Source organism: Pokkaliibacter sp. CJK22405 (assembly GCF_046614695.1).
In the GTDB taxonomy this organism is placed as follows: Bacteria; Pseudomonadota; Gammaproteobacteria; order Pseudomonadales; family Balneatricaceae; genus Pokkaliibacter.
Map to the genome: position 1 here is coordinate 128,034 of NZ_JBKKHQ010000001.1, position 25,419 is coordinate 153,452.

Annotated in this window: 24 protein-coding genes; 6 read left to right on the top strand and 18 right to left on the bottom strand. The window is 55.7% G+C overall.

From position 1 onward, the window contains the following. Positions 1 to 29: 29 nt before the first annotated feature. From ACKC9G_RS00625 to ACKC9G_RS00665, 9 genes are all read right to left on the bottom strand, one after another. Entirely contained in the window at positions 30 to 1,376 is a 1,347-nt protein-coding gene (locus ACKC9G_RS00625; protein ID WP_411402895.1) for a DEAD/DEAH box helicase, read from the bottom strand. Positions 1,377 to 1,765: 389 nt separating this feature from the next. Next, positions 1,766 to 3,535, bottom strand: coding sequence for a sodium-extruding oxaloacetate decarboxylase subunit alpha (gene oadA, locus ACKC9G_RS00630; protein ID WP_411402897.1), 1,770 nt, complete (start codon positions 3,533 to 3,535; stop codon positions 1,766 to 1,768). Positions 3,536 to 3,902: 367 nt separating this feature from the next. After that, positions 3,903 to 4,667, bottom strand: coding sequence for a LamB/YcsF family protein (locus ACKC9G_RS00635; protein WP_411402899.1), 765 nt, complete (start codon positions 4,665 to 4,667; stop codon positions 3,903 to 3,905). 87 nt (positions 4,668 to 4,754) lie between these two features. Continuing rightward, positions 4,755 to 5,672: a biotin-dependent carboxyltransferase family protein gene (locus ACKC9G_RS00640; RefSeq protein WP_411402901.1), complete on the bottom strand. Its 918-nt coding sequence runs from the start codon at positions 5,670 to 5,672 to the stop codon at positions 4,755 to 4,757. Next, entirely contained in the window at positions 5,662 to 6,354 is a 693-nt protein-coding gene (gene pxpB / locus ACKC9G_RS00645; protein ID WP_411402903.1) for a 5-oxoprolinase subunit PxpB, read from the bottom strand. Before pxpB ends, ACKC9G_RS00640 begins: the two co-directional genes overlap by 11 nt. A 165-nt stretch (positions 6,355 to 6,519) precedes the next feature. After that, positions 6,520 to 7,302 (bottom strand): D-glutamate cyclase family protein, encoded by a 783-nt coding sequence (locus ACKC9G_RS00650; protein ID WP_411402905.1) that lies wholly within the window; start codon positions 7,300 to 7,302, stop codon positions 6,520 to 6,522. 104 nt (positions 7,303 to 7,406) lie between these two features. Beyond that, complete coding sequence (locus tag ACKC9G_RS00655) at positions 7,407 to 8,693, bottom strand: TRAP transporter large permease (protein WP_411402907.1); 1,287 nt, start codon at positions 8,691 to 8,693, stop codon at positions 7,407 to 7,409. Then, on the bottom strand, positions 8,690 to 9,289 hold the full coding sequence (locus tag ACKC9G_RS00660) for a TRAP transporter small permease subunit (protein WP_411402909.1): 600 nt from the start codon (positions 9,287 to 9,289) through the stop codon (positions 8,690 to 8,692). The genes ACKC9G_RS00655 and ACKC9G_RS00660 overlap by 4 nt, the downstream gene beginning before the upstream one ends. Further along, the gene (locus tag ACKC9G_RS00665) at positions 9,289 to 10,329 is read right to left on the bottom strand and encodes a TRAP transporter substrate-binding protein (protein WP_411402911.1); all 1,041 of its coding nucleotides are present in this window, start codon (positions 10,327 to 10,329) and stop codon (positions 9,289 to 9,291) included. Before ACKC9G_RS00665 ends, ACKC9G_RS00660 begins: the two co-directional genes overlap by 1 nt. A 306-nt stretch (positions 10,330 to 10,635) precedes the next feature. Here ACKC9G_RS00665 and ACKC9G_RS00670 point away from each other — a divergent pair, with 306 nt between their 5' ends. Together ACKC9G_RS00670 and ACKC9G_RS00675 are read left to right on the top strand one after the other, a co-directional pair. Beyond that, positions 10,636 to 11,568: a LysR family transcriptional regulator gene (locus ACKC9G_RS00670; RefSeq protein WP_411402913.1), complete on the top strand. Its 933-nt coding sequence runs from the start codon at positions 10,636 to 10,638 to the stop codon at positions 11,566 to 11,568. 153 nt (positions 11,569 to 11,721) lie between these two features. Continuing rightward, a complete protein-coding gene (locus ACKC9G_RS00675) occupies positions 11,722 to 12,615 on the top strand; it encodes an EamA family transporter (RefSeq protein WP_411402915.1) in 894 nt (297 codons plus the stop codon). A 51-nt stretch (positions 12,616 to 12,666) separates the two neighbouring features. Here ACKC9G_RS00675 and ACKC9G_RS00680 read toward each other — a convergent pair whose 3' ends face one another. Beyond that, complete coding sequence (locus ACKC9G_RS00680) at positions 12,667 to 13,089, bottom strand: OsmC family protein (RefSeq protein WP_411402917.1); 423 nt, start codon at positions 13,087 to 13,089, stop codon at positions 12,667 to 12,669. A gap of 372 nt (positions 13,090 to 13,461) precedes the next feature. On the opposite strand from ACKC9G_RS00680, the gene ACKC9G_RS00685 reads away from it, so the two are divergent. After that, positions 13,462 to 14,577, top strand: a complete 1,116-nt coding sequence (locus ACKC9G_RS00685; protein WP_411402919.1) for an FAD-dependent oxidoreductase — start codon at positions 13,462 to 13,464, stop codon at positions 14,575 to 14,577. A gap of 63 nt (positions 14,578 to 14,640) precedes the next feature. On the opposite strand, the gene ACKC9G_RS00690 is transcribed toward ACKC9G_RS00685, so the two are convergent. Then, positions 14,641 to 14,850: a tautomerase family protein gene (locus tag ACKC9G_RS00690; protein ID WP_411402921.1), complete on the bottom strand. Its 210-nt coding sequence runs from the start codon at positions 14,848 to 14,850 to the stop codon at positions 14,641 to 14,643. Positions 14,851 to 15,001: 151 nt separating this feature from the next. Continuing rightward, positions 15,002 to 15,910: a LysR family transcriptional regulator gene (locus ACKC9G_RS00695; protein WP_411402923.1), complete on the bottom strand. Its 909-nt coding sequence runs from the start codon at positions 15,908 to 15,910 to the stop codon at positions 15,002 to 15,004. 116 nt (positions 15,911 to 16,026) lie between these two features. Here ACKC9G_RS00695 and ACKC9G_RS00700 point away from each other — a divergent pair, with 116 nt between their 5' ends. Further along, positions 16,027 to 16,761 (top strand): SDR family oxidoreductase, encoded by a 735-nt coding sequence (locus ACKC9G_RS00700; RefSeq protein WP_411402925.1) that lies wholly within the window; start codon positions 16,027 to 16,029, stop codon positions 16,759 to 16,761. A gap of 86 nt (positions 16,762 to 16,847) precedes the next feature. On the opposite strand, the gene ACKC9G_RS00705 is transcribed toward ACKC9G_RS00700, so the two are convergent. The 5 genes from ACKC9G_RS00705 to alaC all read right to left on the bottom strand — a co-directional run bounded on the left by ACKC9G_RS00705 (position 16,848) and on the right by alaC (position 21,864). Continuing rightward, entirely contained in the window at positions 16,848 to 17,774 is a 927-nt protein-coding gene (locus tag ACKC9G_RS00705; RefSeq protein WP_411402927.1) for a class I SAM-dependent methyltransferase, read from the bottom strand. Between the two features lie 120 nt (positions 17,775 to 17,894). Continuing rightward, positions 17,895 to 18,878: an MBL fold metallo-hydrolase gene (locus tag ACKC9G_RS00710; protein WP_411402929.1), complete on the bottom strand. Its 984-nt coding sequence runs from the start codon at positions 18,876 to 18,878 to the stop codon at positions 17,895 to 17,897. A gap of 141 nt (positions 18,879 to 19,019) precedes the next feature. Beyond that, positions 19,020 to 19,859: a hypothetical protein gene (locus ACKC9G_RS00715; RefSeq protein WP_411402931.1), complete on the bottom strand. Its 840-nt coding sequence runs from the start codon at positions 19,857 to 19,859 to the stop codon at positions 19,020 to 19,022. A 196-nt stretch (positions 19,860 to 20,055) separates the two neighbouring features. Then, on the bottom strand, positions 20,056 to 20,469 hold the full coding sequence (locus ACKC9G_RS00720; protein WP_411402933.1) for a hypothetical protein: 414 nt from the start codon (positions 20,467 to 20,469) through the stop codon (positions 20,056 to 20,058). A gap of 177 nt (positions 20,470 to 20,646) precedes the next feature. Then, positions 20,647 to 21,864, bottom strand: coding sequence for an alanine transaminase (gene alaC, locus ACKC9G_RS00725; RefSeq protein ID WP_411402935.1), 1,218 nt, complete (start codon positions 21,862 to 21,864; stop codon positions 20,647 to 20,649). A 250-nt stretch (positions 21,865 to 22,114) separates the two neighbouring features. Here alaC and ACKC9G_RS00730 point away from each other — a divergent pair, with 250 nt between their 5' ends. Further along, positions 22,115 to 22,771 carry a DsbA family oxidoreductase gene (locus ACKC9G_RS00730; protein WP_411402937.1) on the top strand — a complete coding sequence of 219 codons (657 nt, stop codon included), beginning with the start codon at positions 22,115 to 22,117 and terminating at the stop codon, positions 22,769 to 22,771. Positions 22,772 to 22,810: 39 nt separating this feature from the next. Here ACKC9G_RS00730 and ACKC9G_RS00735 read toward each other — a convergent pair whose 3' ends face one another. Next, positions 22,811 to 24,706, bottom strand: coding sequence for a potassium transporter Kup (locus ACKC9G_RS00735; RefSeq protein ID WP_411402939.1), 1,896 nt, complete (start codon positions 24,704 to 24,706; stop codon positions 22,811 to 22,813). A gap of 203 nt (positions 24,707 to 24,909) precedes the next feature. On the opposite strand from ACKC9G_RS00735, the gene ACKC9G_RS00740 reads away from it, so the two are divergent. After that, positions 24,910 to 25,392, top strand: coding sequence for an FKBP-type peptidyl-prolyl cis-trans isomerase (locus ACKC9G_RS00740; protein WP_411402941.1), 483 nt, complete (start codon positions 24,910 to 24,912; stop codon positions 25,390 to 25,392). Positions 25,393 to 25,419: the final 27 nt, after the last annotated feature.

A 25,419-nucleotide genomic window follows, 5' to 3' on the forward strand; every position in this document is an offset into this window, starting at 1 on the left:
GGTTGAAAGCTTTGGGTTTTAGCCCGTGCTTACTTCTTCTTGGGCTTACGACGGCGGCGATCCGGATTGGAGCTTTTGCCATCGTCGAGGTGGTCAATAAAGCGCAGCTTGCGCACCGGCTTTTCACCCGGTTTGACCAGGGCCTGACCACTGCCCGGAATGGTTTTCTTCTTCGGTTTTTTCGGTTTCTTGATAATCTGACCGCCCAGTGCGGTTTCCGGCAGCCGATGCTCTGGTGCAAAGCCAGGCTCATCGCGGCGCTCAATCAAATGACCAATCAGCGTTTCAATGGCGGCTAATTGCTGGACTTCATCGGCGCTGACCAGCGACACCGCGGCGCCTTCCTTGCCCTTGCGACCACTTCGGCCAATGCGGTGAACATAGTCTTCAGCGTTGATCGGCAGCTCAAAGTTGATGACCAACGGCAGCTCTTCGACATCCAGCCCGCGCGCGGCCACATCGGTGGCGACCAGAATCTGGGTCTCACGTTTTTTAAACGCCTGCATGGCACTCATGCGATTACCCTGGGTTTTATCACCGTGAATAGCGCCGACATTAAAGCCTTGTTCACCCAGTAGGCTTTCCAGTTCATCCACGCTTTTGCGGGTTTTAACGAAGATCAGCAATTGCGCTGCGGCATCATGCTCAACGTGACGGCGGATCAGGGTTTGCAGTAGCTCAACCTTACGCTTCTTATCAACGGCAATCAGTGACTGACTCAGGGTGTCTGCCGTGCTGTTGGGCGCCGCGATTTCGATGCGCGCCGGATCACGCAGAATAACGCCAGCCATGGCTTTGACGCGCTCGGAGAAAGTGGCTGAGAACAGTAAGGTCTGGCGGCGACGTGGCAGCGCACAAAACAGCACATCCAGCTCATCGGCAAAACCGAGGTCGAGCATGCGATCAGCTTCATCCAGCACCAGATATTCCAGCTGATCGAACTGCAAGGCGTTGCTGCGGTAGAGATCCAGCAGGCGACCGGGCGTTGCCACCAGAATATCGGCGCCCTTTCGCATCGCCATCATCTGCGGGTTGATGCTGACACCACCGTAAACGGCGTAGCTTCGCAGGTTAAGGTTGCTGCTGTAGCGCTGCACGGCCTGCAAAATCTGCTCGGCCAGCTCACGGGTCGGGGCCAGAATCAGCGCCCGAACGCCATTACTGCGGGTTTTGCCGCCGCTGGAGAGCTTTTGCAGCAGCGGCAAGGTAAAGCCTGCGGTTTTACCGGTACCGGTTTGCGCACCGGCAATCAGGTCGCGGCCCTTGAGAATGACAGGAATGGCCTGAGCCTGAACGGGAGTGGCTTCCTGATAATTCAGGGCATCAAGGGTGGAAAGTAATTCGGGGATCAGACCCAGTTCGCTAAAGCCGCTCATGGCAATTCCGTTCTCTGTGACGATACCGGTGCAATACCGGGGAAATAGCCGCGCAGTATAGCGGAAAAGGCTGCCTTTGCGGTGCTTGTCATATCAGGATAAGGAGTTTGATATGAGCGTGCGCCCGGTCGCGTGCATCGGGGCAAGTGAAGGACGGATTTGAATTTGCATAAAAAAACAGCGACAGCTTCTGCGTCAACCTGTCAGGAGAGAGGTCGGCAGAAGTGTCGCTGAAAAAACACGATGAAGGACAAACCCATAGCCTTAACAGCAGCAAGCCCTGAGGTTGGAGTTAGCCTGCAGTGTTAATGCTGGGTTGCACGTGTTAACGCCGTGTCACAACCAGCCTCCATCGCGTTTTATCGGGGTTGAGCCATAGTGGCTCAGGATTAGTTGAGGTTAAGGAGAGGCTGTCCGACTTTGACGGCATCGCCCTGCTTCACCTGCAGGTCTGCGACCTTGCCCGCGCGAGTGGCACGCACTTCGGTTTCCATTTTCATGGCTTCGAGGGTCATTAACAGCTCGCCTTCTTCCACGCTCTGCCCTTCGCTGACGGCGACCTTCCAGACATTACCGGAGAGTGGCGCAGTAACGGCATTGGCGTTTCTGGCTGGAGCTGCCTTTTTCCGCCCTGCCGGCGCAATACCGGAGACATCGCCACCGCTGACCTCGACCATGTATTCCTGACCATTAACGCTGACGGTATAGACCTCGGTGTCCGCATCGACGGGGGCGGGTTTGGCCAGCACATCACTGGCCGATGGCATGGGCTCGAAGGCTTCGCTGTTACCACGATTGGCGAGGAACTTAAGGCCGACCTGCGGGAAGAGTGCATAGGTAAGAACGTCATCCACGCGATTGTCGCCGCTGGCCAATGTCAGGTTCTTATCCGCTGCAATGCTGCTGAGCTCTTCGCTCAGCTGCTCAAACTCAGGCGCAATCAGGTCCGCAGGGCGGCAAGTAATGGCTTCACCGCCATTCAATACCCGTGACTGGAGTTCGGTATTGAAAGGTGCCGGTGCTGCGCCGTATTCGCCCTTGAGGATTGCCTGCACTTCCTTGGAGATGCTCTTGTAGCGCTCACCCATCAGCACGTTAATCACGGACTGGGTGCCGACAATCTGCGAGGTCGGCGTGACCAGCGGAATCAGCCCCAGGTCTTCACGCACGCGAGGGATTTCCGCCAGAACTTCATCAAACTTGTCGGCTGCGCCCTGCTCCTTGAGCTGGTTTTCCATGTTGGTCAGCATGCCGCCAGGCACCTGTGCAATCAGGATACGGGAATCGGTGCCACGCAGTGAGCCTTCGAATTTCGCGTACTTTTTGCGTACCTCACGGAAGTAGGCCGCGATAGGCTCAAGCAGCTCCAGCCGCAGGCCGGTATCGCGCTTTGAGCCCTGCAGGGCCGCAACAACAGTTTCGGTGGCGGTATGGCCATAGGTCATGGACATGGAGGAGATGGACGCATCCACCCGGTCAATTCCGGCTTCGATGGCTTTCAGAAGCGTCATATCCGCAAGGCCGGAGGTGGCGTGGGATTGCAGCTGCACTTCCAGATCCGTTTGTGCCTTCAGGCGGGATACCAGCTCAAAGGCATCATAAGGCGTCAAAATGCCGGACATGTCTTTGATGCAGAGAGAATCCGCGCCCATGTCTTCGAGCATTTTGGCGTAAGCAACCCAGTTATCCAGGGTATGCACCGGGCTGGTGGTATAGGACATGGTGCCCTGGGCGTGCTTGCCGGTTTCCTTGACGGCACGAATGGCGGATTCGAGATTACGCGGATCATTCATCGCATCGAAAATACGGAATACATCAACGCCATTGATGGCGGCACGCTCCACGAATTTCGCCACGACATCATCGGCATAGTGGCGATAACCCAGCAGGTTTTGCCCACGAAGCAGCATCTGCTGTCGGGTATGGGGCATGGCTTTTTTCAGCTCGCGAATACGCTCCCACGGGTCTTCGCCGATGTAACGAATGCAGCTGTCAAAGGTAGCGCCGCCCCAGCTTTCCATGGACCAGTAGCCAATCTGGTCGAGCTTTTCGGCGATGGGCAGCATGTCTTCAAGGCGCATGCGGGTCGCCAGCAGAGACTGATGACCGTCGCGCAGCACCAGTTCGGTAATGCCAAGTGGCTGGTTGATTGTGTTCATGATGAAACCCTTGTTGATCTGCGAAATGGCCTAGCGCGACCGGTATTTTTTGATCGCCGCAGTAATGATGGCGATAAGCTCATCGGCACTGGGTGCGGCCTGAGCCTGTGCTGAAGCAGATGGCTGACGCATGGTGTTCTCTCCGTCGGCGGCCTTTTCGGACTGCTCGTTGTGATCAACGAGCGCCAGAAGAAGGTGAAAAAATGATCAGTTTTCGCGCAAAACCCGATGTTGAGGACGAGTTTTGCCGGGCGCCCTGCTTTCGTGAAAAAAGCCAGGGGCGCCGGGATGGATCTCATGTGTTGGAGTCAGGCGTTTAGCGGGGTGGTAATAAATGGCTACCACCCAACACCTGAGATGTGCGCCTTTACTGTGCGGTGCAGGCGCGGATCACCACGCCTTCCTGCTCCAGCGCCGCACGAATCTGCTGGGCAAAGGCGGCTGCACCGGGCTGATCACCGTGGATACAAAGGGTATCGGCCTGAACGCTAACCCAGTCACCCTGCCGGGATTTCACCCGACCGTCACACACCATGCTCATGACCTGCTCGATGGACTGGTTCACATCCGTGATCATCGCTCCTTCCTTGCCGCGTGGGGTCAGGGTGCCATCGGCCTGATAGCTGCGATCCGCGAAGACTTCATGGGCGACCGGCAAACCGATCTCTTCGCAGGCGCGGGTCAGCTCACTGCTGGCCAGCCCGAACAGCACCAGATTGGGGTTGATGTCCTTCACCGCCTGACTGATGGCCAGAGACAACTCACGGCTTTTGGCTGCCATGTTATAAAGCGCTCCGTGGGCTTTAACGTGAGCCAGTGTCATTCCTTGCGACAGCGCCACGCCCAGCATGGCGCCGACCTGATACACCACCATGTCGTAGGCTTCCTGCGGGGTGATTGCCATCGTGCGGCGGCCAAACCCTTGCAGATCCGGCAAGCCGGGATGAGCACCCAGCGCCACGCCGTGGCTTTTCGCCAGAGCGACGGTTTTGCGCAAGGTCGCCGGATCGCCGCTGTGAAAACCGCAGGCGATATTGGCTGAGGAAATATGAGGCATGATCTGCGCATCCTGCCCGCCCTGATAAACGCCGAAGCTTTCGCCGACGTCACTGTTGAAGTCGATAGTTTTCACCGTGGCTCTCGCTTGTCAGAAAGTGGTCGTGGGGCAGCGCGTAACAAGGTAATGGCGCCCTGCCCGATCTCTCATTCTGCGTGCTGACTAGCGCGCAAAATGCTTTTCAAAAATCAGTCGTTCAGCTTCCGCCTGCTCCAGTGATACCGGTACAAAGCCGACTTTGGCACCCGGCCCGCGCTGCGCGAGCTGGCCTGCTGCCAGTGAAGTGATACAGCCAAGCTTGGGATAACCGCCAATGGTCTGGCGATCCTTCAGCAGAATAATGGGCTGACCATCGCTCGGAACCTGAATCGCCCCGTAGGCAATGCCTTCCGAGACGATACCGGTACGGGAGGATTTCACCGCCGTGCCGGACAGACGATACCCCATCCGGTCGATGTGATTGGTGATTTCATAGCTGCTGGAGAAGAACTTGCCGTGTTCGACGCGGCTGAACATCTCGAACTGGTAGCCCGGCACCATGTGCAGCTCCAGTGGCTTGTGGTAGTCCGGAATCGCCCAGTAGGCGACTTCGGTATCGCGCCGTTTGGCAGGGGTAAAAGGCAGTACATCGCCCTTTTCCAGCTTGCCGCCCTCGCCGTTCAGACCGCCAATGCCTTCACGCACCACGCTTGCGCTGCTGCCAAGGCGCTGGGGAACGGTAAAGCCGCCGGGCACTGCAAGGTAGCTGCGAAAGCCGGATTTGGGCGTTGCGAACGCCAGTACACTGCCGGCATTCAGCTGATGGGTCCGCCAGGGAGCCAGCGGTTCGCCATCGATGGTGGCGCCGAGGTCCGCTCCGGTCAGGGCGATGGTCGTGGCCTCGGTCACTTCCAGCTTCAACATACCGAAGGTGATTTCCAGCGCCGAGGTATGCACCGGATTACCAATCAGGTGGTTCGCCCAGTAGGCGGCGTATTCATCCATCGGCCCGCCGGAGGTGATACCGATATGCTGGTAGCCAAAGCGTCCGCCATCCTGAATCAGTGACAGCACGCCACTTGAGATCACCTTAAAACTCATCGAAGGTTCCTCCCAGTTGCAGATAGGTATCGCGGTCGATGGGGTTAAAGCGCACGCGATCCCCCACTTCCATCAGTGCCAGCGTCTCACTTTGCCAGTCGAGCATCTGGGTCGGAGTGCGTCCCAGCACCTGCCAGCCACCGGGTGAGGTGCTGGGGTATACGGCGGTCTGGTTATCCGCAATGGCCATTGAGCCTTTCGGCACCTTGAGGCGCGGCGTGGATTTGCGTGGTACGCGCAGGCGCTCATCTGTCACTCCCAGATAGGCATAGCCGGGGGTGAAGCCGATGGCATAAACGCGGTAATCCGTACCGGTGTGCAGGCGAATAATCTCTTCAATGCTGAGGCCGGTAATGCTGGCCACTTCATCCAGATCCAGCCCGACTTCGGCGCCGTAATAGACGGGAATTTCGATCAGGCGCGGCGCTTTGGTGTTGCCCTGATCCTGATCAATCTGTGCCAGCAGTTCAGTGATGCGCTGGCGAATGCTGAGGCCATTAATGCGCTGCAGATCGTAGCTGATCAGCACCGTGGTGTAGGACGGCACCAGATCTGTCACCACATCGCTCAGGTGTTCGCGAATGGCCGCGACCAGACGGGTAACGCGGTCTGCCGTGGGCTCGCTGATGGTATCGCCGAGGGTGACGATACAGGTCGATTCATTGACGTTTGCAACTTTCATGGACGTCACCGGGCAATAGGAGTCCGGGGCTGGGCGCTAAAAGCAAAAACCTGGGGTTTTTCCTCTTCGCTGCCCTTCCCGCTCATAAAAAATTCAGGAAGTTGATCAGGCAGAAGCCGGTGTTGGCCTCTGCCCTGAATCAGCCGATGGCTTCAGGCCGTCTGTTCAGACGCTGAAACCGGCGACTTCATCCACGGTGTGATCCATGACCATCATGTGACCGGCGTAGTGGGTGAAAAGATAGTCACCGCCACTGTTCGGTAGCACCACCTGAGGCGTCACGCCGCAGGCCCAATAGACAGGCACATAACCTTCAGGCACGCCGGGGAAGACGCCAAAGTCAGGCTTGCTGATGTCACTGATACCAATCACCGCAGGATCGCCCACATGCACAGGCGCACCGTGGCCGGAGGGATAGCGCGCGGTGATGTTCATCGCCAGCGGCACCTTGCTCGCTTCCACCGGACGCATGCTGACCACCATGTTGCCTTTGATGTTGCCGACGCTGGTGCAGGCAATGTTGGTGTAATACACCGCAGGTGCTTCGGGGCTGACAGGAATGCCGGCACGGCCCAGTGGCGCATCAAAGGTGTGGCTGCAGCCGAGCAGGAAGGCGACGGAATCCTCCTGCCAGAACTCGCCAAGATCCGTCGGTTCTGCGACCAGCTCACCCTTTTTCCAGACGCGGTAGCGAGGAATCATGCAGCGTACATCCATCACCGAGCCGTGAAACTCGATCATGGGGTTGCCGATATCAGACACGGCCAGCAGTGGACAGGCTTTAGGGTTACGGTGGCAAAACAGCAGGAAGTCATAGGCCTGCGCCTGAGGAACGACGGCCAGGTTGGCCTGCTGGTAATCATCCAGAATGCCGGAGGTGGGTTTGGCCCAAACGCCGCTGGCGATCAGGGCGCGCAGCTCTGCCGGAGTAGAAAATGCTGTGTTCATTGCGTTCTCAGCCGAAGTGGTTGGTGTGTGTTGCATAGCGTTCTCCCGAAGTGGCGGCGCAGAAACTGTCGCCGCCCTGCTTCATTGACTGCGTATCCTAAGGCTTAGCCCATGACGACCGAGGGCAGCCAGTTGGCGAGGCCCGGCGCCAGAATCAAGAGACCAATCATCAGGAAGAGTCCGGCCACAAAGGGCAGCACGCCGATGATGGTGTCATGCATGGGGCCTGAGCGGCGCACGTTCTGTACCACAAAAAGGTTGAGGCCCACGGGTGGAGTGATCAGCGCTGATTCAATCAGGACAATCACCAGAATGCCGAACCAGATCGGGTCAAAACCCAGTTTGATCATCACCGGTGCGATGATGGGCACGGTGGTAATCATCAGGGACAGGGTTTCCATAAAGCAGCCCAGAATCAGGAACAGCACGATCACCAGAAACAGCATCATGGTGGGGCTGATGCCCATGCCGGAGATGGAGCCTACCAGCGCATCGGTTAAGCCCACCGAGGTCATGACGAAGTTCAGGAAGTATGCCGCCATCACGATCAGCATGATCATCGCGGTGGAGTGCACGGTATTCTCAACCGCTTCGCGCAGTACCTTCCAGGTCAATCGTCCTACACAGGCAGCAAGAATCATCATGGCGACGACGCCCAGCGCGGCGGATTCTGTTGGCGTGGCAATGCCCATGTAGATGGAACCCACCACCACCAGGAACAAAAACAGCGGCGGCAGCAAATGCACCAGCGCACCGCGACGCTCACGCCAGCTGGCTTTCTGACGGGTGCCGCCCCAGTGCGGACGCGCCAGACAGGCAGTCATAATAATCGCCATAAAGATCAGCACCAGAACGATGCCGGGAATTAAACCTGCCAGGTAAAGACGCGGAACAGAGGTGTCCGTCAGTACGCCATAAATAATCATGTTAACGGAGGGCGGAATCAGAATACCCAGCGTACCACCCGCCGCCAGCGAGCCGATAAACAGCCGCTCGTTGTAACGGTGCTTGCGTGCCTGAGGCAGCGCCACCGTGCCGACGGTCGCCGAGGTTGCCACACTGGAGCCGCTGGTGGCTGAAAACAGGCCACAGGCAACGATATTGGCGTGGTTCAGACCACCGGGTAGCCAGTTCAGCCATACGGTCAGCGCATCGTACATGCGTTCGGCATAACCGGAGCGCAGCAGCAATTCGCCGAGCAGAATAAAGAGCGGGATCGACACCAGCAGAAACTCATGGCTGGACGACCAGGACACTTCACCAATCGCACGGGTCACCGGCAGGAAGGAGTAGAAGTTATCCAGCACCGTGCCGAGCAGACCAATACTGGCGGCAACGGGAATCGAGGCGGCCAGCAATGCCAGCAGTACCACCAGAGCAGTCAGAATCATGAAGGTTCTCCTTTGGCGGACAATGCTTCGGCCTGTGCCGCTTCATCTTCCGCCTCTTCCACGCCTGAGCGCGGAGACAGCAAGGCCTGCAGGCGGTCGGTATCGCCGCGAACCAGCGCATCAACACTGTTCCAGAGCAGAATCACCAGCGTGAACAGGAACAGGCAGAAACCGGCAAACCACAGACCCTGAGGAATCCAGAGCGGTGTTTGCAGTGGCGTGTTGCTTAGCGCATTCATCTCCCAGGAGGAGAACACCACTTCCCAGCTGTAACGCACCAGCAAGCCAACAAAACTGCCAAGGCCGATCAGTGCGATCAGGTTACTCAGCATTTTCAATTTGGGAGGAAGGTACTGATAAAGCACATCAATGCGGATATGGCTGCGGTTTAACAGCACCGAAGCACTACCCCAGCTCAGGGCAATGGCCAGTGCATAACCGGAAAGCTCATCGGAGCCGCCCATCGTCACATCAAAGAGTTTGCGTACCAGTACATCGCCAGCGACGACCAGGGCCGCCGCCAGTACGATGAAACCCGCAACCCGGGAGGCCCAGCGGGCCAACCAGGTGCAGAGTGCGAGAGCACGGGCTGCCATTACTTCGCAGCCTGTACATCAACGATTTTGCCGACGGTGGCATTCCACGCATCCACACTTTCCTTGGTGCTGCGAGCGGCCCACTTCGGTACCACTTCACCTACCAGGGTTTTATGCAGCAGCGCTTTGTCTTCATCGCTGGCTTTCACCAGTGTCATCGCGCCTTTGGAGCCAAGCTTGCAGCTATCCAGACCCTGGTTACAGTCATAACCCTGTTCCGTCTGGTACTTAACATCCGCCCAGAGGCGATCTTCCAGCGATTTCACCTTGGTTTCGATGTACTGCTGCACTTTCGGGTCGGTGCTGTTCCAGGTCTTGTTACCGACGACGAGGACAATCTGGTTCCACGCGATAGGCAGCTGCACGATGTGGTCAGACACTTCATACCACTTGGCCAGGTTGCCGGAGAGCGTGGAGGTAATCGCACAATCGACGACGCCGTTCTGCAGCGCAGGGACCACTTCACCGAAGGCCATGGTGACGCCGGTGCCGCCCATGGCATCGACAAACTCAGCCTGGGTGCGTGAGGAGGTGCGCACCTTCTTGCCTTTCAGATCCTTCAATCCGGTGATGTTGCCTTTGCAGTACAGCACCTGTGCAGGGTTCGGCCACAGGCCCAGCAGCTTGGCATCAAACTTGTCGTTGTAGACTTTGCTGAGATAAGGCTTATAGGCTTCGGTCACGGCACGGGCGCTGTCGTAATCAGTCGTTAGGCCTGCGAGGTCGATGGCTTCATTCACCGGATCATCCGAGGACATGTACGCCATGATGGTCGCGCCGTACTGAATAACGCCCTGCTTCACCAAACGCAGGATCTCACCGCCTTTCAGGCCCATCTCGGTAAAGGGACGAATCTCGGCGGTCACCTTGCCGTTACTGTCTTTGGCCAGCTCTTCGCTGAAGAAGGGTTTTTCAAAGTCACGGTAGGAGGCAGCAGAGCCCACAGAACCGACCACTTTCAGATGAGTCTCCGGTAAATCCGCAGCGTAGGCCTGGGTCGCAACGACGGCTGATAACACCAGTGGCAAGAAGGTTTTCATGTACATCTCCTGTGAATCAGCCTGGGCTGCTCAATCGGAAGCGTTAGGGCTCAGCGCGGTATCGGGTGTCTGGCTGGCGGTGGTTAACGCTTGTCTGTTCAGTTTTTTTTCACACTGGAGGGCGTTTTCGTCGACTCCGGCATGAAAAGTGGATTAACTTCGTGCCATTCCATATTTCGCTATGACCTGAGTCCTGTCTATCGAAGAAAAATGGCCTACCCTGTTTTGTTTTATTGAACAGTAAACGCACTTCTCGCGGGCACAAATACTTCCCGCTGAAGCGCGCCGCACCACCGCGAGGCAGTCATGAATACGCGCTTTATCGAGACCTTTATTTTGCTGGCGAAGGTCAGAAACGTTCGCGAAGTGGCCAGGCAGATGCACACCACTCCGGGAACGGTGTCCATGCGCATCAAGAAGCTGGAAGAGAGTCTTGGCGTCACTCTGTTTGACTGGGATTTCAAAACCCTGGAGCTGACGGTAAAAGGCGCTCGTCTGGTGAGTTACGCTGAGCACGTCGTTGAAGCGGCCCAGGCCTTTGAACGTGCGGCGGCGCCCCAGACCCACAGCGGAAGAATTCGTCTTGGGGTCAATGAAACCGTGGTGCTGACGGTGTTGCCTGAGTTTATGCGGATCGCCGAGCGGGTGATGCCGGGAGTACAAATCGACTTCTCGGTGGAGCTGACCCAGAACCTGCGAGAGCGGCTGATCATGCGTGAGCTGGATCTCATCGTGCATGTCAGCGGCGAACATGCGCCCTTCATTCATAGCGAAGAGCTGATGGAAGTGTCCCAGCACTGGATCGCCAAACCCAAGCCCATCAGCGTGGATACGCCCATTGCACAGGTGCTCAAACGCCAGCTGATTACCCAGATGCGTAATACCGTGCCCTACGAACTGGTGTCCAATATGGTGCAGGAATTGGGTAGCCGCTACGGTATGACCAGCTCGGAGATTCGCCTGTCGGGGACGCCTTCGCTGGCGGCGATGATCAATCTGGTCAAAATTGGCCTTGGTGTTGGCATCATGCCGGCGGTGTTAGTGCTGAAAGAGCTGGAAAGCGGTGAGCTGATCCAGCTGCCCTACCCGGCCACGCCACCGACACGCATGAGCCTGAGCCACATGCGCAACGCCTCGCCCATCGTGACGGATACCGCAGAGCTACTGCGCAAGGTGTGTCGGCGCTACTGCGAACGTCAGGCACCCGAGCAGATGCGCTTTAGTGGCTACATCGGCTGACAGACCCGGTTTTATTTGGTGGGCGGGCTATCCCGCTGGCGAGCAGATCACTATGATGGCGGCGGCTTGTTAGGGCCTCGTTGTATCTGCTGTGATCGCCTTTCTATGAAGACTGGCGGTATCTCAAAACTGTTGTTGGAATGCCTCGCCTTCATGGTCAAAACCACCCAGATCGCCATGCTGTCTGCCCTGCTTGGGCTGATTTCAGTACAGACCGGCGCTGCCTTTGCCAAATCCCTGTTTCCTCTGATCGGTGCTGATGGCGTCGCCGCAGTGCGCCTTGGCATCTCCTCCATCGTTTTGGCGCTGGTGTTACGGCCCTGGCGCTTATGGGCGCTGAAAACCATCAAACCGCTGCATCTGGTGCTTTACGGGCTGATGCTCGGTCTGATGAACGTGCTGATTTATCGCGCCTTTTCCTACATTCCCGTCAGTATTGCCGTTTCCATTGAAGTGATAGGCCCGCTGGCAGTGGCCTTACTGGGCTCGCGTAAAAAGCAGGACCTGCTCTGGATTGCACTATCGGTGCTGGGTTTGGTGCTGTTGCCCTGGGGCAATCTGGATCATGGGCTGGATTATCGTGGGGTTGGCTTTGCACTGGCTGCTGCGTTTTGCTGGGCACTCTATGTGGTGATGGGCACGCGAGTCGCAAGTGGCGGAAGTCAGTCGGTGGCCAGCGGCATGCTGGTGGCGGCGCTTTTCATTGTGCCGATGGGCGCAGGACAAGCGGGGGCAGCGCTCATGTCGCCGTCAATGCTGATGCTTGGATTGCTGGTCGCCCTGCTTTCCAGCGTGTTTCCCTATGTGCTGGACATGGTGGCCATGCAGCGACTGCCATCGCGGGTGTTCGGTGTGCTTCTGAGTGGCTCCCCTGCGGTCAGTGCGGTTGCAGGTTGGGTGGTGCTGGGCGAAACCCTGTCAATGACACAGATCTGCGGTATTGGCGCCATCACTCTCGCCTGTGCTGGCTGTGCCTATCTCTCGGGGAAAGCGCGGGATGACATTCTGGAGGTGATCGCTGACCCCAAAGAAAAAGCCCATTCCTGAGAATGGGCTCTGAGTTAGCCTCGCCAAAGTCACTCAGCAAGAGCCGTTCGATCAGTTGACCTGGGTGGTAACGCTGATTTCAACGCCAGCCTTACGCGCCATATTTCCAACAGCACACATCTTGTCTGCCGCGGCGACGATCTCTTTCGCCTTGGCCTGATCTTCTTCAGTGGCCTCTGCTTTTAACGTTAGCGTCGCATGATGGGTGATCGTAAAGCTGTCTTTGGTTTCTTCTGCTTCGGTTTGCACGTTCAGGGCTTCAACAGGCAGTTTCTTGCCCTCGCTAATCGCGGACAAGGTTGCCAGAAAACATGCGGCAGTTGAGGCGACATAAAGCTCTTTCGGGTTGGAACCCGTACCTGCACCACCCAGAGACTCAGGAATAGAAATGGCAGCAGAGAAGTCCTTGCCTTCGATCTGACCACTACCCTGCTTGCCGCCAGTCCAGTTCAGACTCAGTGTCGTACTCATCATTTTCTCTCCCTTCAAGAAGTTGGTTTACGGTTTTGGCCGGAGTTTAACGCTCGGAATTCATAGCGTTGCTCCGTCAAAAACAATTATAGAATAATCGATCCATAATTAAGCTTCAAGATCACCTAAGGCGAATAATGCGGCTTAAAACGACAAGAAAAGGAGTTAAGGGTCTGGCACAGAAGCGAGTGGTTGAATCGGGCAGCAGGTGACGGCACACTAGCCTCGTCGCGAAAAACGCACTTCCCTTCTGAGAGAGAATCTCAGAAGCAAGCCACAGGCAAGTGTCGAGCATACGTCTGAGTCACCATTGACTCAGGCCAGCGTCTCCTGAACCTATGACTTCTGCCGCGCAGAAGTGAACTGGAGCGCACTATGCCCAACACGATCGCTATTATCGGCGCAGGTCTTGCTGGCCTGACTCTCGCCCGACTTCTTCACCTTCACGGTATACACGCCGCCATCTTTGAAGCTGAGCCTTCTGCGCAGGCACGCCCTCAGGGTGGTCTGCTGGATATTCATACCTATAACGGCCAACAGGCGCTCAAAGCGGCAGGCTTGTTTGATGACTTTCTCACGCTGGTCCGCCCCGCTGAAGATGCCAAACGCATCGTCGATAAAAACGGGCGCATTCTGCTGGATCGGCCAGGTAACCCTCAGACAGCCCATCCTGAAGTGGACCGGGGAGAACTTCGGCAATTATTGCTGAACTCACTACCGCCCGATCAGATTCACTGGGGGCACAAGCTATCGGCCATAACCTCAGGGGCTGATGGCACGCAGCGGCTGCGATTTGAGAATGGCGCCAGCTATGACGCCGCACTGGTGGTGGGGGCCGATGGCGCCTGGTCGCGGGTTCGCCCGGTGGTTTCAACCGAACAGCCGAAGTATTCCGGGCTGTGTTTCTTTGAACTGACTATCGCGAACATCAAAGCGACTCATCCTCACAGTGCGGCGTTAATCGGTTCGGGAACGTTAATGGCTGTCGCGCCCGGTCAGGGGATTCTCGCTCACTGCAATCAGGATGGCAGTGCCAGGCTCTATGTGGCGTTGGCACAATCGCTGGAATCGATCACGGCGCTGCAAGCCGCTGCCATACCTTCTGCGCTTCAGAATGCCTTTGCAGGCTGGGCACCGGAGCTGCTGGCCTTGATGGAGAATACTGACAAGCCCGCCCTGCTGCGGCCAATTTATGAGTTGCCGGTGGATCATCAATGGCCGTCTCATCCTGCCATTACACTGATTGGCGATGCTGCGCACCTGATGTCGCCCTTTGCTGGCGAAGGTGCCAATCTGGCGTTACTGGACGGCGCGGAACTGGCGCAGTACCTGGTTCAGCAGCCTGATAACCGGCCTGAAGCCATCGCTACATTTGAAGAGGCCATGTTCAGGCGAACACAGCCGTTTGCGAAAACCAGCGCCAGTAACCTGCGACGATTTTTTGACTCAGAGGCGCCCTACAGTACGGTGGGGCTATTTGAACAACGTTAAGGTCGAAAGGCGTTAAGGCTAAGCAATACACCCGGGCCGATAACGCCCGGGTTCTTTTACCGACTAGTCTTCGATGCCGGCGCTGGCTTTATTGAAAACCTCACCGGCAACGCCCCAGCCACCGTCTTTGACTTCATCGACGAGCACAATGGTGCTGGCGCGGCACTGTTCTCCCCAGAAGCCGACAAACATCTCGGTGGTTTTCTGGATAATCTCCTGCTTTTGTTCATCGCTGACAAAGCCTTCGGGCAGTTTGTAGTTGGCAAATGGCATGGTGTTACTCCTTATCTGTTCAGCGGCTGAGCGCCGCGTCAAATGCCATTGCAGTATCCTTTTTGAATAATGCCGGATAAATCAGCGAATTTTGTCTTCACTATTCGGAATTGATAAACAAAGAGCAGTTGTTAGGATCGCCAAAAAGGCCTTACCTGAGCGGCCCAAACTTTTCCTGATACAGGGACGTAACCCAGTCGACAAACACGCGCACGCGCACGGAAAGCTGGCGATGGTAGGGATACATGGCGTGAATCTGTACGCCGGGGCTTTGCCACTGTGGCAGTAACTCCACCAGCTGGCCGCTTTGAATCAGTGGCTCAATTGGAAAGCGAGGTAGCTGAATTATGCCGCAACCGGAGAGCGCGGATGCCACGTAATTGTCAGAGCTGTTGACGCTTATCCAGCCCGGAACATCGTAGGAGCGCTCTTGCCCATCGACGATAAACTCAAGCGGATAGTTGTGCTCATGGGGCGTATTGAAAAAACGCACGACCTGATGCTGTAGCAGCTCATCCGGATGAGAGGGCTTACCAAAGCGTTCGATATAAGCCGGGCTGGCGCAGAGCACTTCCGGCACTACCGCAAGCTTTCGTGCAATCAGGCTGGAGTCTTTCGGAACGCCGCCACGAATCACACAATCAATGCCCTCGCCCAGCAAGTCCACCAGGCGATCACCACTGGATAACACCAGCTCAATTCGTGGGTAGCGCTCGCGAAATTCCTGAATGCGTGGCAGTACCACATGGATCGCATGGGAATTATGCATATCCACCCGCAAGATTCCCTGAGGGTTGGCCGCGCTGTTTTGCAGGGCGCTTTCTGCCTCTTCAAGGTCATCAAGAATCTGCATACAGCGCTGGTAATAGGCCTGACCATCCGGCGTGGTGCGGACTTTTCGCGTTGTACGTTCCAGTAGACGCACACTTAAGCGCTCTTCGAGCTGCTTGATGGCATGGGTGGCGGTGGCTCGCGGAATGTTCAATGAGTTAGCGGCCTGGGTGAAGCTGCCGGTTTCAACAATCCTGGTGAAAAGCTGCATGGCATCCAGTCTGTCCATAGCGATTGTTAGTCCTCATTGAATTATCCTGGCAATTTTTACCGGTTTAACCCGGCCCTGCCAATGCCAATAATACAAAACACTTCATTCATTCACCGACTCTTCAGGAGCCTGTTATGTCTTCCAACAACAAAACAGCCTTAGTTACCGGCAGTTCTCGCGGCATTGGTCACTCTATTGCTCTCAAACTGGCGGATGAAGGTTTTGATATCGTCGTTAATTACGCCGGTAACGTGCAAAAAGCCGAAGAAACGGTAGCGGCGATCACCGATAAGGGACGTAAGGCCATTGCCGTTCAGGCCGATCTGTCCAGCGAGGCGGATATTGCCCGTCTGTTCACTGAGATTGAACAATTCGGCGGTGTTGATGTAATCGTGCATAACGCGGGCATGATGACGATGTCACCGATCAGTGCGGAATCTCTGGAGGATTTCGATCGTACTATCGCCACTAATTTGCGCAGCACCTTCATGCTGATGGGCAAGGCGCGAGAGGTATTACCTGATGGCGGCCGCTTTATCGCCCTGTCCACCAGTGTTCTGGCGGTGAACTACCCCAACTATGGACCGTACATTGCCTCAAAAGCCGGTGTTGAGAGCCTGGTTCGCGTATTCGCTAATGAGATGCGTGGCCGCAGTATTACCGTGAATGCGGTTGCTCCGGGTCCGGTAGCCACCGAGCTGTTTTTCCAGGGCAAGAGCGAAGAGCTGATTGACCGGTTGAGCAAATTGCCACCGCTGGAGCGTCTGGGCAAACCTGAAGACATCGCTAATGTGGTGGCTTTCCTGGCAGGCCCTGAAGGTGGCTGGGTTAACGGCCAGATTCTGCGTGCGAACGGCGGCTTTGCCTGATTGGCCTTAGGTCTTGTCACCGCTAACGCCGTAGCCCAGTGACCAGAAAAGCCCGGGATTATTCTCGGGCTTTTTTGTTTGTCCGCTCAGGGGTGGTGAATAAAGTGCAGCACTTTTAAACTGCGCTCGGCATCTTCCTCAGGAAACTCCGGCGGATTCTCCAAACGTTCAACAAATGTCAGCGTCGGTGCTTCACGCTGCATTTCATCCAGCAGAAACTGTGTCGAGACTTCCGGCGAGTTGACGCAGGCGAGGACTTCGCCCTGATCGGCGAGTAATTCCGGTAAGCGCCGCAGGATTTTCTGATAGTCCTGAGTTAACACAAAACTGCCCTGCTGAAAGCTGGGTGGGTCAATAATGATCAGGTCATAAGGGCCGGATTTTCGTACCTTGCCCCAGCTTTTAAAGAGTTCATGTCCTAAAAACTGTACTTTATCCAGGTTATGACCATTCAGGCGATGGTTCTCCCGACCCCGCGTGAGTGCTCCGCGTGCCATGTCGAGATTGACGACACGTTCTGCGCCACCGGCAATAGCGGCCACTGAAAATCCGCAGGTATAAGCAAAGAGGTTCAGCACCTGCTTGCCTGCGCTATGCGCTTTCATCCAGCGACGGCCCAGGCGCATATCGAGGAACAGCCCCATATTCTGATTTCTGCCGACATCCAGCTGATAGCGCAGACCTTCTTCCACCACGACTGGTGCTGTATCCACCTCGCCTGTCAGTACCTGTGTTGGCGCACCCGCCTGATAGCGATGCTGCAGCAGAATGGTGTGATTCATCTCCTGACCCAGCGTTGTCAGCTGTTGCTCGAGTCGGGTGACAAACTCCGGTGTTTCCTCACTGAACAGCGTGATGAGCAGCTGCCCTTGCAGCCAGTCTGCAGTGATCTGCTCAAGGCCTGCATAGGTCCTGCCGCGCCCATGGAACACACGGCGCACTTCTGCCGGAAGCGAGGTTAATGCCTGTCTGAGGATGTCGATAAAAACGGGAAGCTGCTGTAAATCCATCATCCAATCACGGTGAAAAAAGTCTGCCAGTCTAGCAGACTCTGTATCGGCTGGGCTGGCGTAATGCGCCATCAGCAATGAAAAAGCCAGCAGAGCGGCTGGCCTGGAGGTTCAAAGTGTTTGTTACTCCGCGAGGGAGTAATTGATGGGTACCCATTGATAGCCATTATCTGACTTGTTGATGTAACCAAGACCTGGGAATGGCAGATGGGCACCAACGACCAGGGTGCCGTTTTCAGCCGCATGATCAAACACCGCTTTACGGGCGGCGATGGCTTCTTTGTCATCCGAATCAAAGCCTACCGCGTATTCGGGGTGAGCAAACTGCACGGCGGCAAAGTGGATAAGATCGCCTAAGACAATCAGCTTCTGCCCTTCACTTTCGATGGTATAGGTCTCGTGCCCCGGGGTATGGCCGAATTCAGCCTGAGCGGTAATACCCGGAGACAGCAAGGCTCCCGAGGAAAAAGTCTGGAAAGCGCCGGCTTTCTGATACGGCTCCATTTCTTCCATGGCGACGGCAAAGCCACGTTGTTTGCCTTCAGGCGCCTTTGCCATGGTGTCTTCATCCAGCCAGTAATTGGCTTCAACCTCACTGGCTTTGACTACGGCATTGGGGAAGACGCGCTCCCCTTCATGGCTGAGGCCGCCAACATGGTCAGGGTGCATGTGGGTGATGTAAATCTCGTCCACCTGCTCAGGTGAATATCCGGCATTCTTCAGGCTCTTCAACATACGGCCATTGGTCGGCCCCATGCCGCCTGTACCGGTATCAATCAGGATCAGCTTCTCGCCGGTATTGATCAGCACTTCGTTGACGGAGGTGGTCACCGGGTTGGTGAGGTGTTGTTGCTTGAGCAGTGCATTCAGTTCGTCGGGGGCAATGCCTTTTAACAGTTTGTCCGCGGGCAGTGGATTGGTGCCATCCGACAGGACAGTGACTTCAAAGTTCCCCAGCATGGTGCGGTAGTAGCCTGCCTGAGTTTTGACCATGGGGGCTTTGGCATAGGCAGCAGGCGCTACCACGCCCAAAGCTGTGATCAGTGCGCCGGTTATCGCCATGGTTCGGGCAAACATGGCAGAGCGGGAGCGTGTCGATACGGTCATTGCAGCCTCCTTTCGGGTAGCGTCTGTCATCGTCCTCGGACGATCATGCAGAATGGGGGAAATCCATCAGACTACAAAGGATAACGGCAGATTGCATCTGCTTAAGTGCTGGCACGGTCTGCAACACTTCAGTGATAGGCACTAGCGTGTGAGAGTTGCATCCACCCAGTGGTCAATCAGCCCGACCGCACGGGACTCAATACCAAAATAGCCATGGGCGGTTTTACTGTGGCACGGGTCGCTCGACAGGGTTTTGCCGCCACTGACAAACGACAGGCTAATATCGCTGGCGCGGGTCATCACTCGGGCGATACCGGTCGCCATGGCGGGAGGTGACACCGGGCATTGGTCACGACGGTTGCCGATAATCAGCGTGGGCAGTCGGACACTCTGAACACCTGCGTTAAAGACGGTTTTGCGGTGCTTTTCATTGACGGTAATGGGCGTACTGAGCACAACCCCTGAAAGGCTGCCGCTGGGAGAGTGCGCAGCGCCGTTGACGGCAGACAAGGTGCCATAGCCATGCCCGACCAGAAATACCGGCAACCGGCTTAGCCCATGGGCGCGTTCAATCCAGCGGTCGAGTAGCGTCAGGTTGTCATCCCCCAGCAGTCGGGCATCGCCCTTGCCTTTAATAACCTGAGGAATCAGCACCGCATAGCCGCGCCAGAGCCATTGAGACTGAGCGCGAAGCAGAAAGTCATCTTGCGGGAAGCCTGAGGAATGGGTCTGTTCCGGCCAGGACTCTTTGCTGTCTGAAAGCAGAATGAGCACCGCTTTGGGTAGCTCCGGCACCAGATAAAGCGCCTGATAAGTATGCCCTTTGACTTTTTCTTCAATCATTGTGCGGGTGATGTGCTCAGGCGCAGCATTCGCCTGATTCACCAGCGTAACCAGCAACATGGCGAAGAAAAGCAGCAAGGCCTTGAAGCTCATCCTGAGCGTGTGGCGTTGAGTGGGAGGAACAGAATCGCTGGGCACAAATACTACTCAACAGCAGGTGAAGGATGGCAGTTATCAAGCGGGCTTAGTCTAGAAGCCAAGAGGCAGAACCGCCATTGATAATTCGGGCAATTCGGGCACTCAACACTGCGTTGTAAAGCGTCACCTTTCCGTGGTGCGCCAAAGGCTGCGCACCATGCCTGCGATCATCCATCAGGTCAAGTTTTTGGCTGCTTTAGTCGATCTGGCCAGGAGCTTCATTGAACCGGGTAAGAATCGCCTCGCGCTCCTCTTCCGAGAGAATGCCGACAAAGGGGCTGCGTCGGCGCAAGCGGCGCATGTGGTTGTTATCCGTGAGTACGCCTTCGCGAAACTGCTCGGCATTATCGATATTGTCCAGCAGCCCAAACCAGTAGAGATAAGCGCCATGGCGAAGCTGGCCGGCAAAGTAGCGCTCATCCAGCTTTTTGCGGACTTTGGCGACGAGAGCTGGCTCTGCCAGCACCTTCTCAACCATGGCTTCGTGAAGTCTGAGAATTTGTTGGTCCACACCGCTGTCAGATTTACGAAATGTACGCTCCCTGAATCCGCGTCGGCTGTTTTGCTGATGGCGTTGGCGATAGTCCTTCAAGGCATCATGAGTAGACATGGCGAACTTCTGTCATGGCAAGTGAATGATTATTAAAAGATTTAGGGGCAGAGGGTGTATGTCACAAGTCCCAGGTTAATTCGTGCTTTACGTTGCCCCGCGCTTTTTGGAGCAGCAGAAACAGCAACGCCCACGATGAAAGTGGGCGCTGTTGGAGTTCATTAAGTGAAAGCGTATTTAGTCTTTCAGGAAACCGTCCGCTTTAAACATCTGCTTGATGCCACGAACGGCCTGACGGATACGGTTCTGGTTCTCGATCAATGCGAAGCGCACATAGTCATCACCGTAATCTCCAAAGCCGATACCGGGTGAAACGCAGACCTTGGCATCGGCCAGCAGTTTCTTGGAAAACTCAAGGGAACCCAAGTGGCTGTACTGTTCCGGAATTTTCGCCCAGACATACATGGAGGCCTTGGGCATCTCGACCATCCAGCCTGCCTCATGCAAGCCTTTCACCAGGGTGTTGCGGCGAACCCGGTATTGTTCGGCAATATCCCGGACGCATTGCTGATCTCCCTCAAGTGCGGCAATGGCGGCAACCTGTAACGGGGTGAAGGTGCCGTAATCGTGATAGCTTTTGATGCGTGCCAGCGCTTTCACCAGCTCGGCATTACCCACCATAAAGCCGATGCGCCAGCCCGCCATATTGTAGCTTTTCGACAGGGTGAAAAACTCGACTGCCACATCCTTCGCGCCTTCGACCTGCATGATGGAAGGTGCTTTCCAGCCATCATAGACGATGTCAGCGTAGGCCAGATCATGTACGACCAGAATGCCGTATTGCTTGGCCAGCGCGACAACTCGTTCAAAGAAATCCAGCTCGACACACTGTGCGGTCGGGTTTGAGGGAAAGCCCAGAATCATCATCTTGGGTTTGGGAATCGACTCCTTGATCGCGCGTTCCAGCTCGACAAAGAAGTCAACGCCGGGAACCAGCGGCACAGAGCGGACCTGCGCTCCGGCAATGACGGCACCGTAAATATGAATGGGGTAACTCGGGTTAGGTACCAGGACGGTATCGCCGTGATCCAGCGTGGCCAGCATCAAATGCGCCAGGCCTTCCTTGGAGCCAATGGTAACGATGGCTTCATCTTCCGGGTCGATATCCACCTCGTAGCGATCCTGATACCACTTGGAAATGGCTCGACGCAGACGGGGAATACCGCGAGATGTGGAATAGCCGTGGGTATCTTCACGCTGGGCGACAGTACAGAGCTTTTCGACAATATGCGGCGGTGTTGGGCCGTCGGGATTACCCATACTGAAATCGATAATGTCCTCACCACGACGTCGCGCCGCCATTTTTAACTCGGCAGTGATGTTAAAGACGTAAGGAGGAAGGCGATCAATACGGGAAAAGTGGCGTACAGGGACGCTGTTGCTGGAATCAGCCATGACAATGTTCTCTTACGTAGGCGCCCGGAACCGTCCGAGCGACGTCTGCTGCAGTACACAGCAGCGTGTTCAAACATACGCCGCTGGCCGTGAACATGCCAGCATGACGGGCATTTTAATTTCGCTGCTCTCTGCAACCTTGAATTGCTGAATCTGCCGCATTGCCTGCTTGGATGTTCTTCACTGAGACACCATAGTGGAGGCAGCATATTTCAGTCCTAACTTCGCTTTCTGATACAGAGCCGCCGTTATGTCTACTACCCTCTCTATTGATTTCGTTTCCGATGTGGTTTGTCCCTGGTGTGTGATTGGCCTTCGCTCACTGAAAGCCGCCCTTGCCCAGCTGGATAATGTGGAAGCAGAGATTATCTGCCGACCTTTTGAGTTGAACCCAGCGATGGGAAAAGAAGGTCAAAACCTGTCTGAGCATATTCAGGAGAAGTATGGCGCAAGCCCGGAGCAGTCGGCAGGTACGCGGCAGTTGTTGAAGGATCGTGGTGCAGCGCTGGATTTTACCTTTAATTACGATGAGGCAAGCCGCATCTGGAATACCTTTGATGCCCACCGCCTGCTGCACTGGGCTGAAGAGATTAATGCAGAAAAACAGCTCGCTCTCAAAGAGGCGCTTTTTGCTGCCAACTTCACCGAGCAGCGTGATGTGTCAGACCCTGAGGTTTTGTTGAACATTGCTGCAGAAGCGGGGTTTGATCGCACTCAGGCTGCGCAGGTTCTGGAAGAAAACCGCTACGCCGAGGAGGTTCGTGAGGACGAACGATTCTGGATGGAGCAAGGGATTCACTCGGTACCAGCGGTGATCATCAACCGGCAGTATCTGATTTCCGGCGGTCAGCCAGTGGAAGCATTTCTTGAAGCCCTGGAGAAAATTGCCTCTGAACAACAAGGCTAACCTCCTCCAGTTCATAAAGTTTACTGCCGGTGTGGGCGCTTAAAGCTCTATTTGCGCGCCCATTTCCACCACTCTTCCTGGCGGAATCCGGAAAAAATCGGTGGCTCGAAGGCTATTGCGACTCAGCAGAATAAACAGCGACTCTCTCCAGAACACCATGCCGGGCCGTTCGGTCTGCAACAAGCGGCCTTGCGACAGGAAAAAGCTGGTTTCCTCCAGTTCGATCTCCATGTCCTGCCGATTCATCAGTACCAGTACACGCCGAATATCCGCATGCTCCCGAAAGCCGAACCGGGCACTCACACGCCAGAAATGCGCTGATAACTGTTCAATGGTGATTTTCTCCTCATTCGGCACCAGGGGAACGTCATCAGTCTGCACGCTGAGAAAGATATTGCGCCCGTGCAGCACGTGGTTGTGCTTGAGGTTATGCAGCAGCGCATGAGGCACGCCATTTTTAGCATGAGTCATAAAAATAGCGGTACCCTCCACCATGGCAGGCGGCGTTTCTTCGAGGTGCTGTTGTAGCTCTGTAAAGTCCATCGCTTCTTCATTAATTCGCTGATGCACCAGGAACCGGCCACGAAACCAGGTGGTCATGATGACAAAAGTCATGGCTCCGATGAGCAGGGGCAGCCAGCCACCGGCAACGATCTTCACCACATTGGCGGCAAAGAGTGGAATATCAATCAGCAGCAACAGGATGCCTAAACCTGCAGCAACAAATAGCGGCCAGTGCCACTGACGGCGGGCGATGGTGCAGCTGAGTATGGTGGTGATAATCATGGTGCCGGTGACGGCGATACCGTAGGCACCTGCCAATGCTTCTGAAGACTGAAAACCGAGTACGACAAAAATCACAGCGATCAGTAATAGCCAGTTGATAAAGCCAATGTAAATCTGGCCCGATTCTTCCTCACTGGTATAGCGCACCGGCATGCGGGGCAAATAGCCCATGTTGATCGCCTGCCGCGTGAGTGAATACACTCCGGAAATAACTGCCTGTGAGGCAATGACCGTCGCGATAGTCGCCAGAAGGACCATCGGGATGCGTAAGGTGTCCGGTACCAGTTGAAAGAAGGGGTTGTTCTTGGCTTCCGGATGTTCAAGCAGTAAAGCGCCCTGCCCCAGATAATTCAGCATGAGTGCGGGTAGCACATAGAAGTACCAGGCAAGCCGGATGGGACTTCGGCCAAAGTGTCCCATATCAGCATACAGTGCTTCGGCTCCGGTCAGCGCCAGTACCACTGCGCCTAATGTCAGGAACCCCTGGAGTTTGTGCTCCAGCATGAAGTTAACCGCCCAGTACGGGTTAAAAGCAGCCAGAACCTGCGGACTGTTACTGATCCCCATAATGCCGAGAATACCGAGGGTGCCAAACCAGATCAGCATGATGGGGCCGAATATTTTACCCACCTTGGCAGTGCCCTTGTGCTGAAAGGAAAAAAGACCGATGAGCACCACCAATGTAATAGGCACCACGTAGCTTTCGAGCGAGGGAGCCACCAGTCCGATGCCTTCGATGGCAGAGATGACGGAGATGGCGGGAGTTATCACCACCTCACCGTAGAAGAAACCAGCACCCATTAATGCCAGCGAGAGGAGCCAGGCGGTCCTCGAGGTAATCACTCGGCGGGTTAACGCCAGCAGTGTGAGAATACCGCCCTCGCCATTGTTATCAGCGCGCAGAACGAAGAGCAGATACTTGCTCGACACGACCAGAATGAGCCCCCAAAGGATCAGAGAGAGTATCCCGAGGATATTGTCCTGATTTGGTACGAGTCCCAGTGCCTTGCCGAAGCATTCCTTCAGGGTATAGAGCGGGCTGGTGCCGATATCACCGTAGACAACCCCCAATGCAGCAAGGGCCATGACAGGGAGTTTTGAGTTATTCGTTGTTGCTTCCTGGTGCTGATCTGAGGCGGGCTGAGCCATGTCACATCCTTATTCAATGACAGCCGATAAAATGAGCGATTGCTTAGCCTTCTATGGCTACAACCGCCCTCTTCAGCAAGGCGCATTCACGACACAATTCCGGCAAGTCGTTTCATGCATCAGAAATGTCTCAAGGCTTGGCGCGGGCGCAGGTTCTGCTAATATGGCCGCCCATCTGAGATCGCCAACGATTAGGGGCAAGCATGCAAATCGCCAAGGATACTGTGGTTCAGTTCAACTACGTTCTGAAAGATGTGGAAGGTAACGTACTGGAAACCAGCGATGAAGGTTCACCGGTTGCTTATCTGCACGGTCATCGCAACATGATGAGCGGCATCGAGAAAGCGCTGGAAGGTAAATCCGCTGGTGAAAAGCTGACCGTTACTCTGGCACCTGAGGATGCCTATGGTGAACGTAAGGAAGAAGCTGAGCAGCGTATTCCATCCAAACATCTGCAGGGAGCCAAGCGCTGGCAGCCCGGCATGGTTGCTGTAGTCAACACAGATGCGGGTCAGCGTCAGGTTACTGTCAAGAAAGTGGGCAAGTTCATGATTACGGTCGATCTGAACCACCCTTATGCCGGAAAAACCCTGACATTTGATCTGGATGTTCAGAGCGTGCGTGAAGCGCAGGCAGAAGAAATTGCCCATGGTCACGTTCATGGCGATGGTGGTCATCACCACTAATGTTCTTTAGCGATGAAAAAAGCCAGC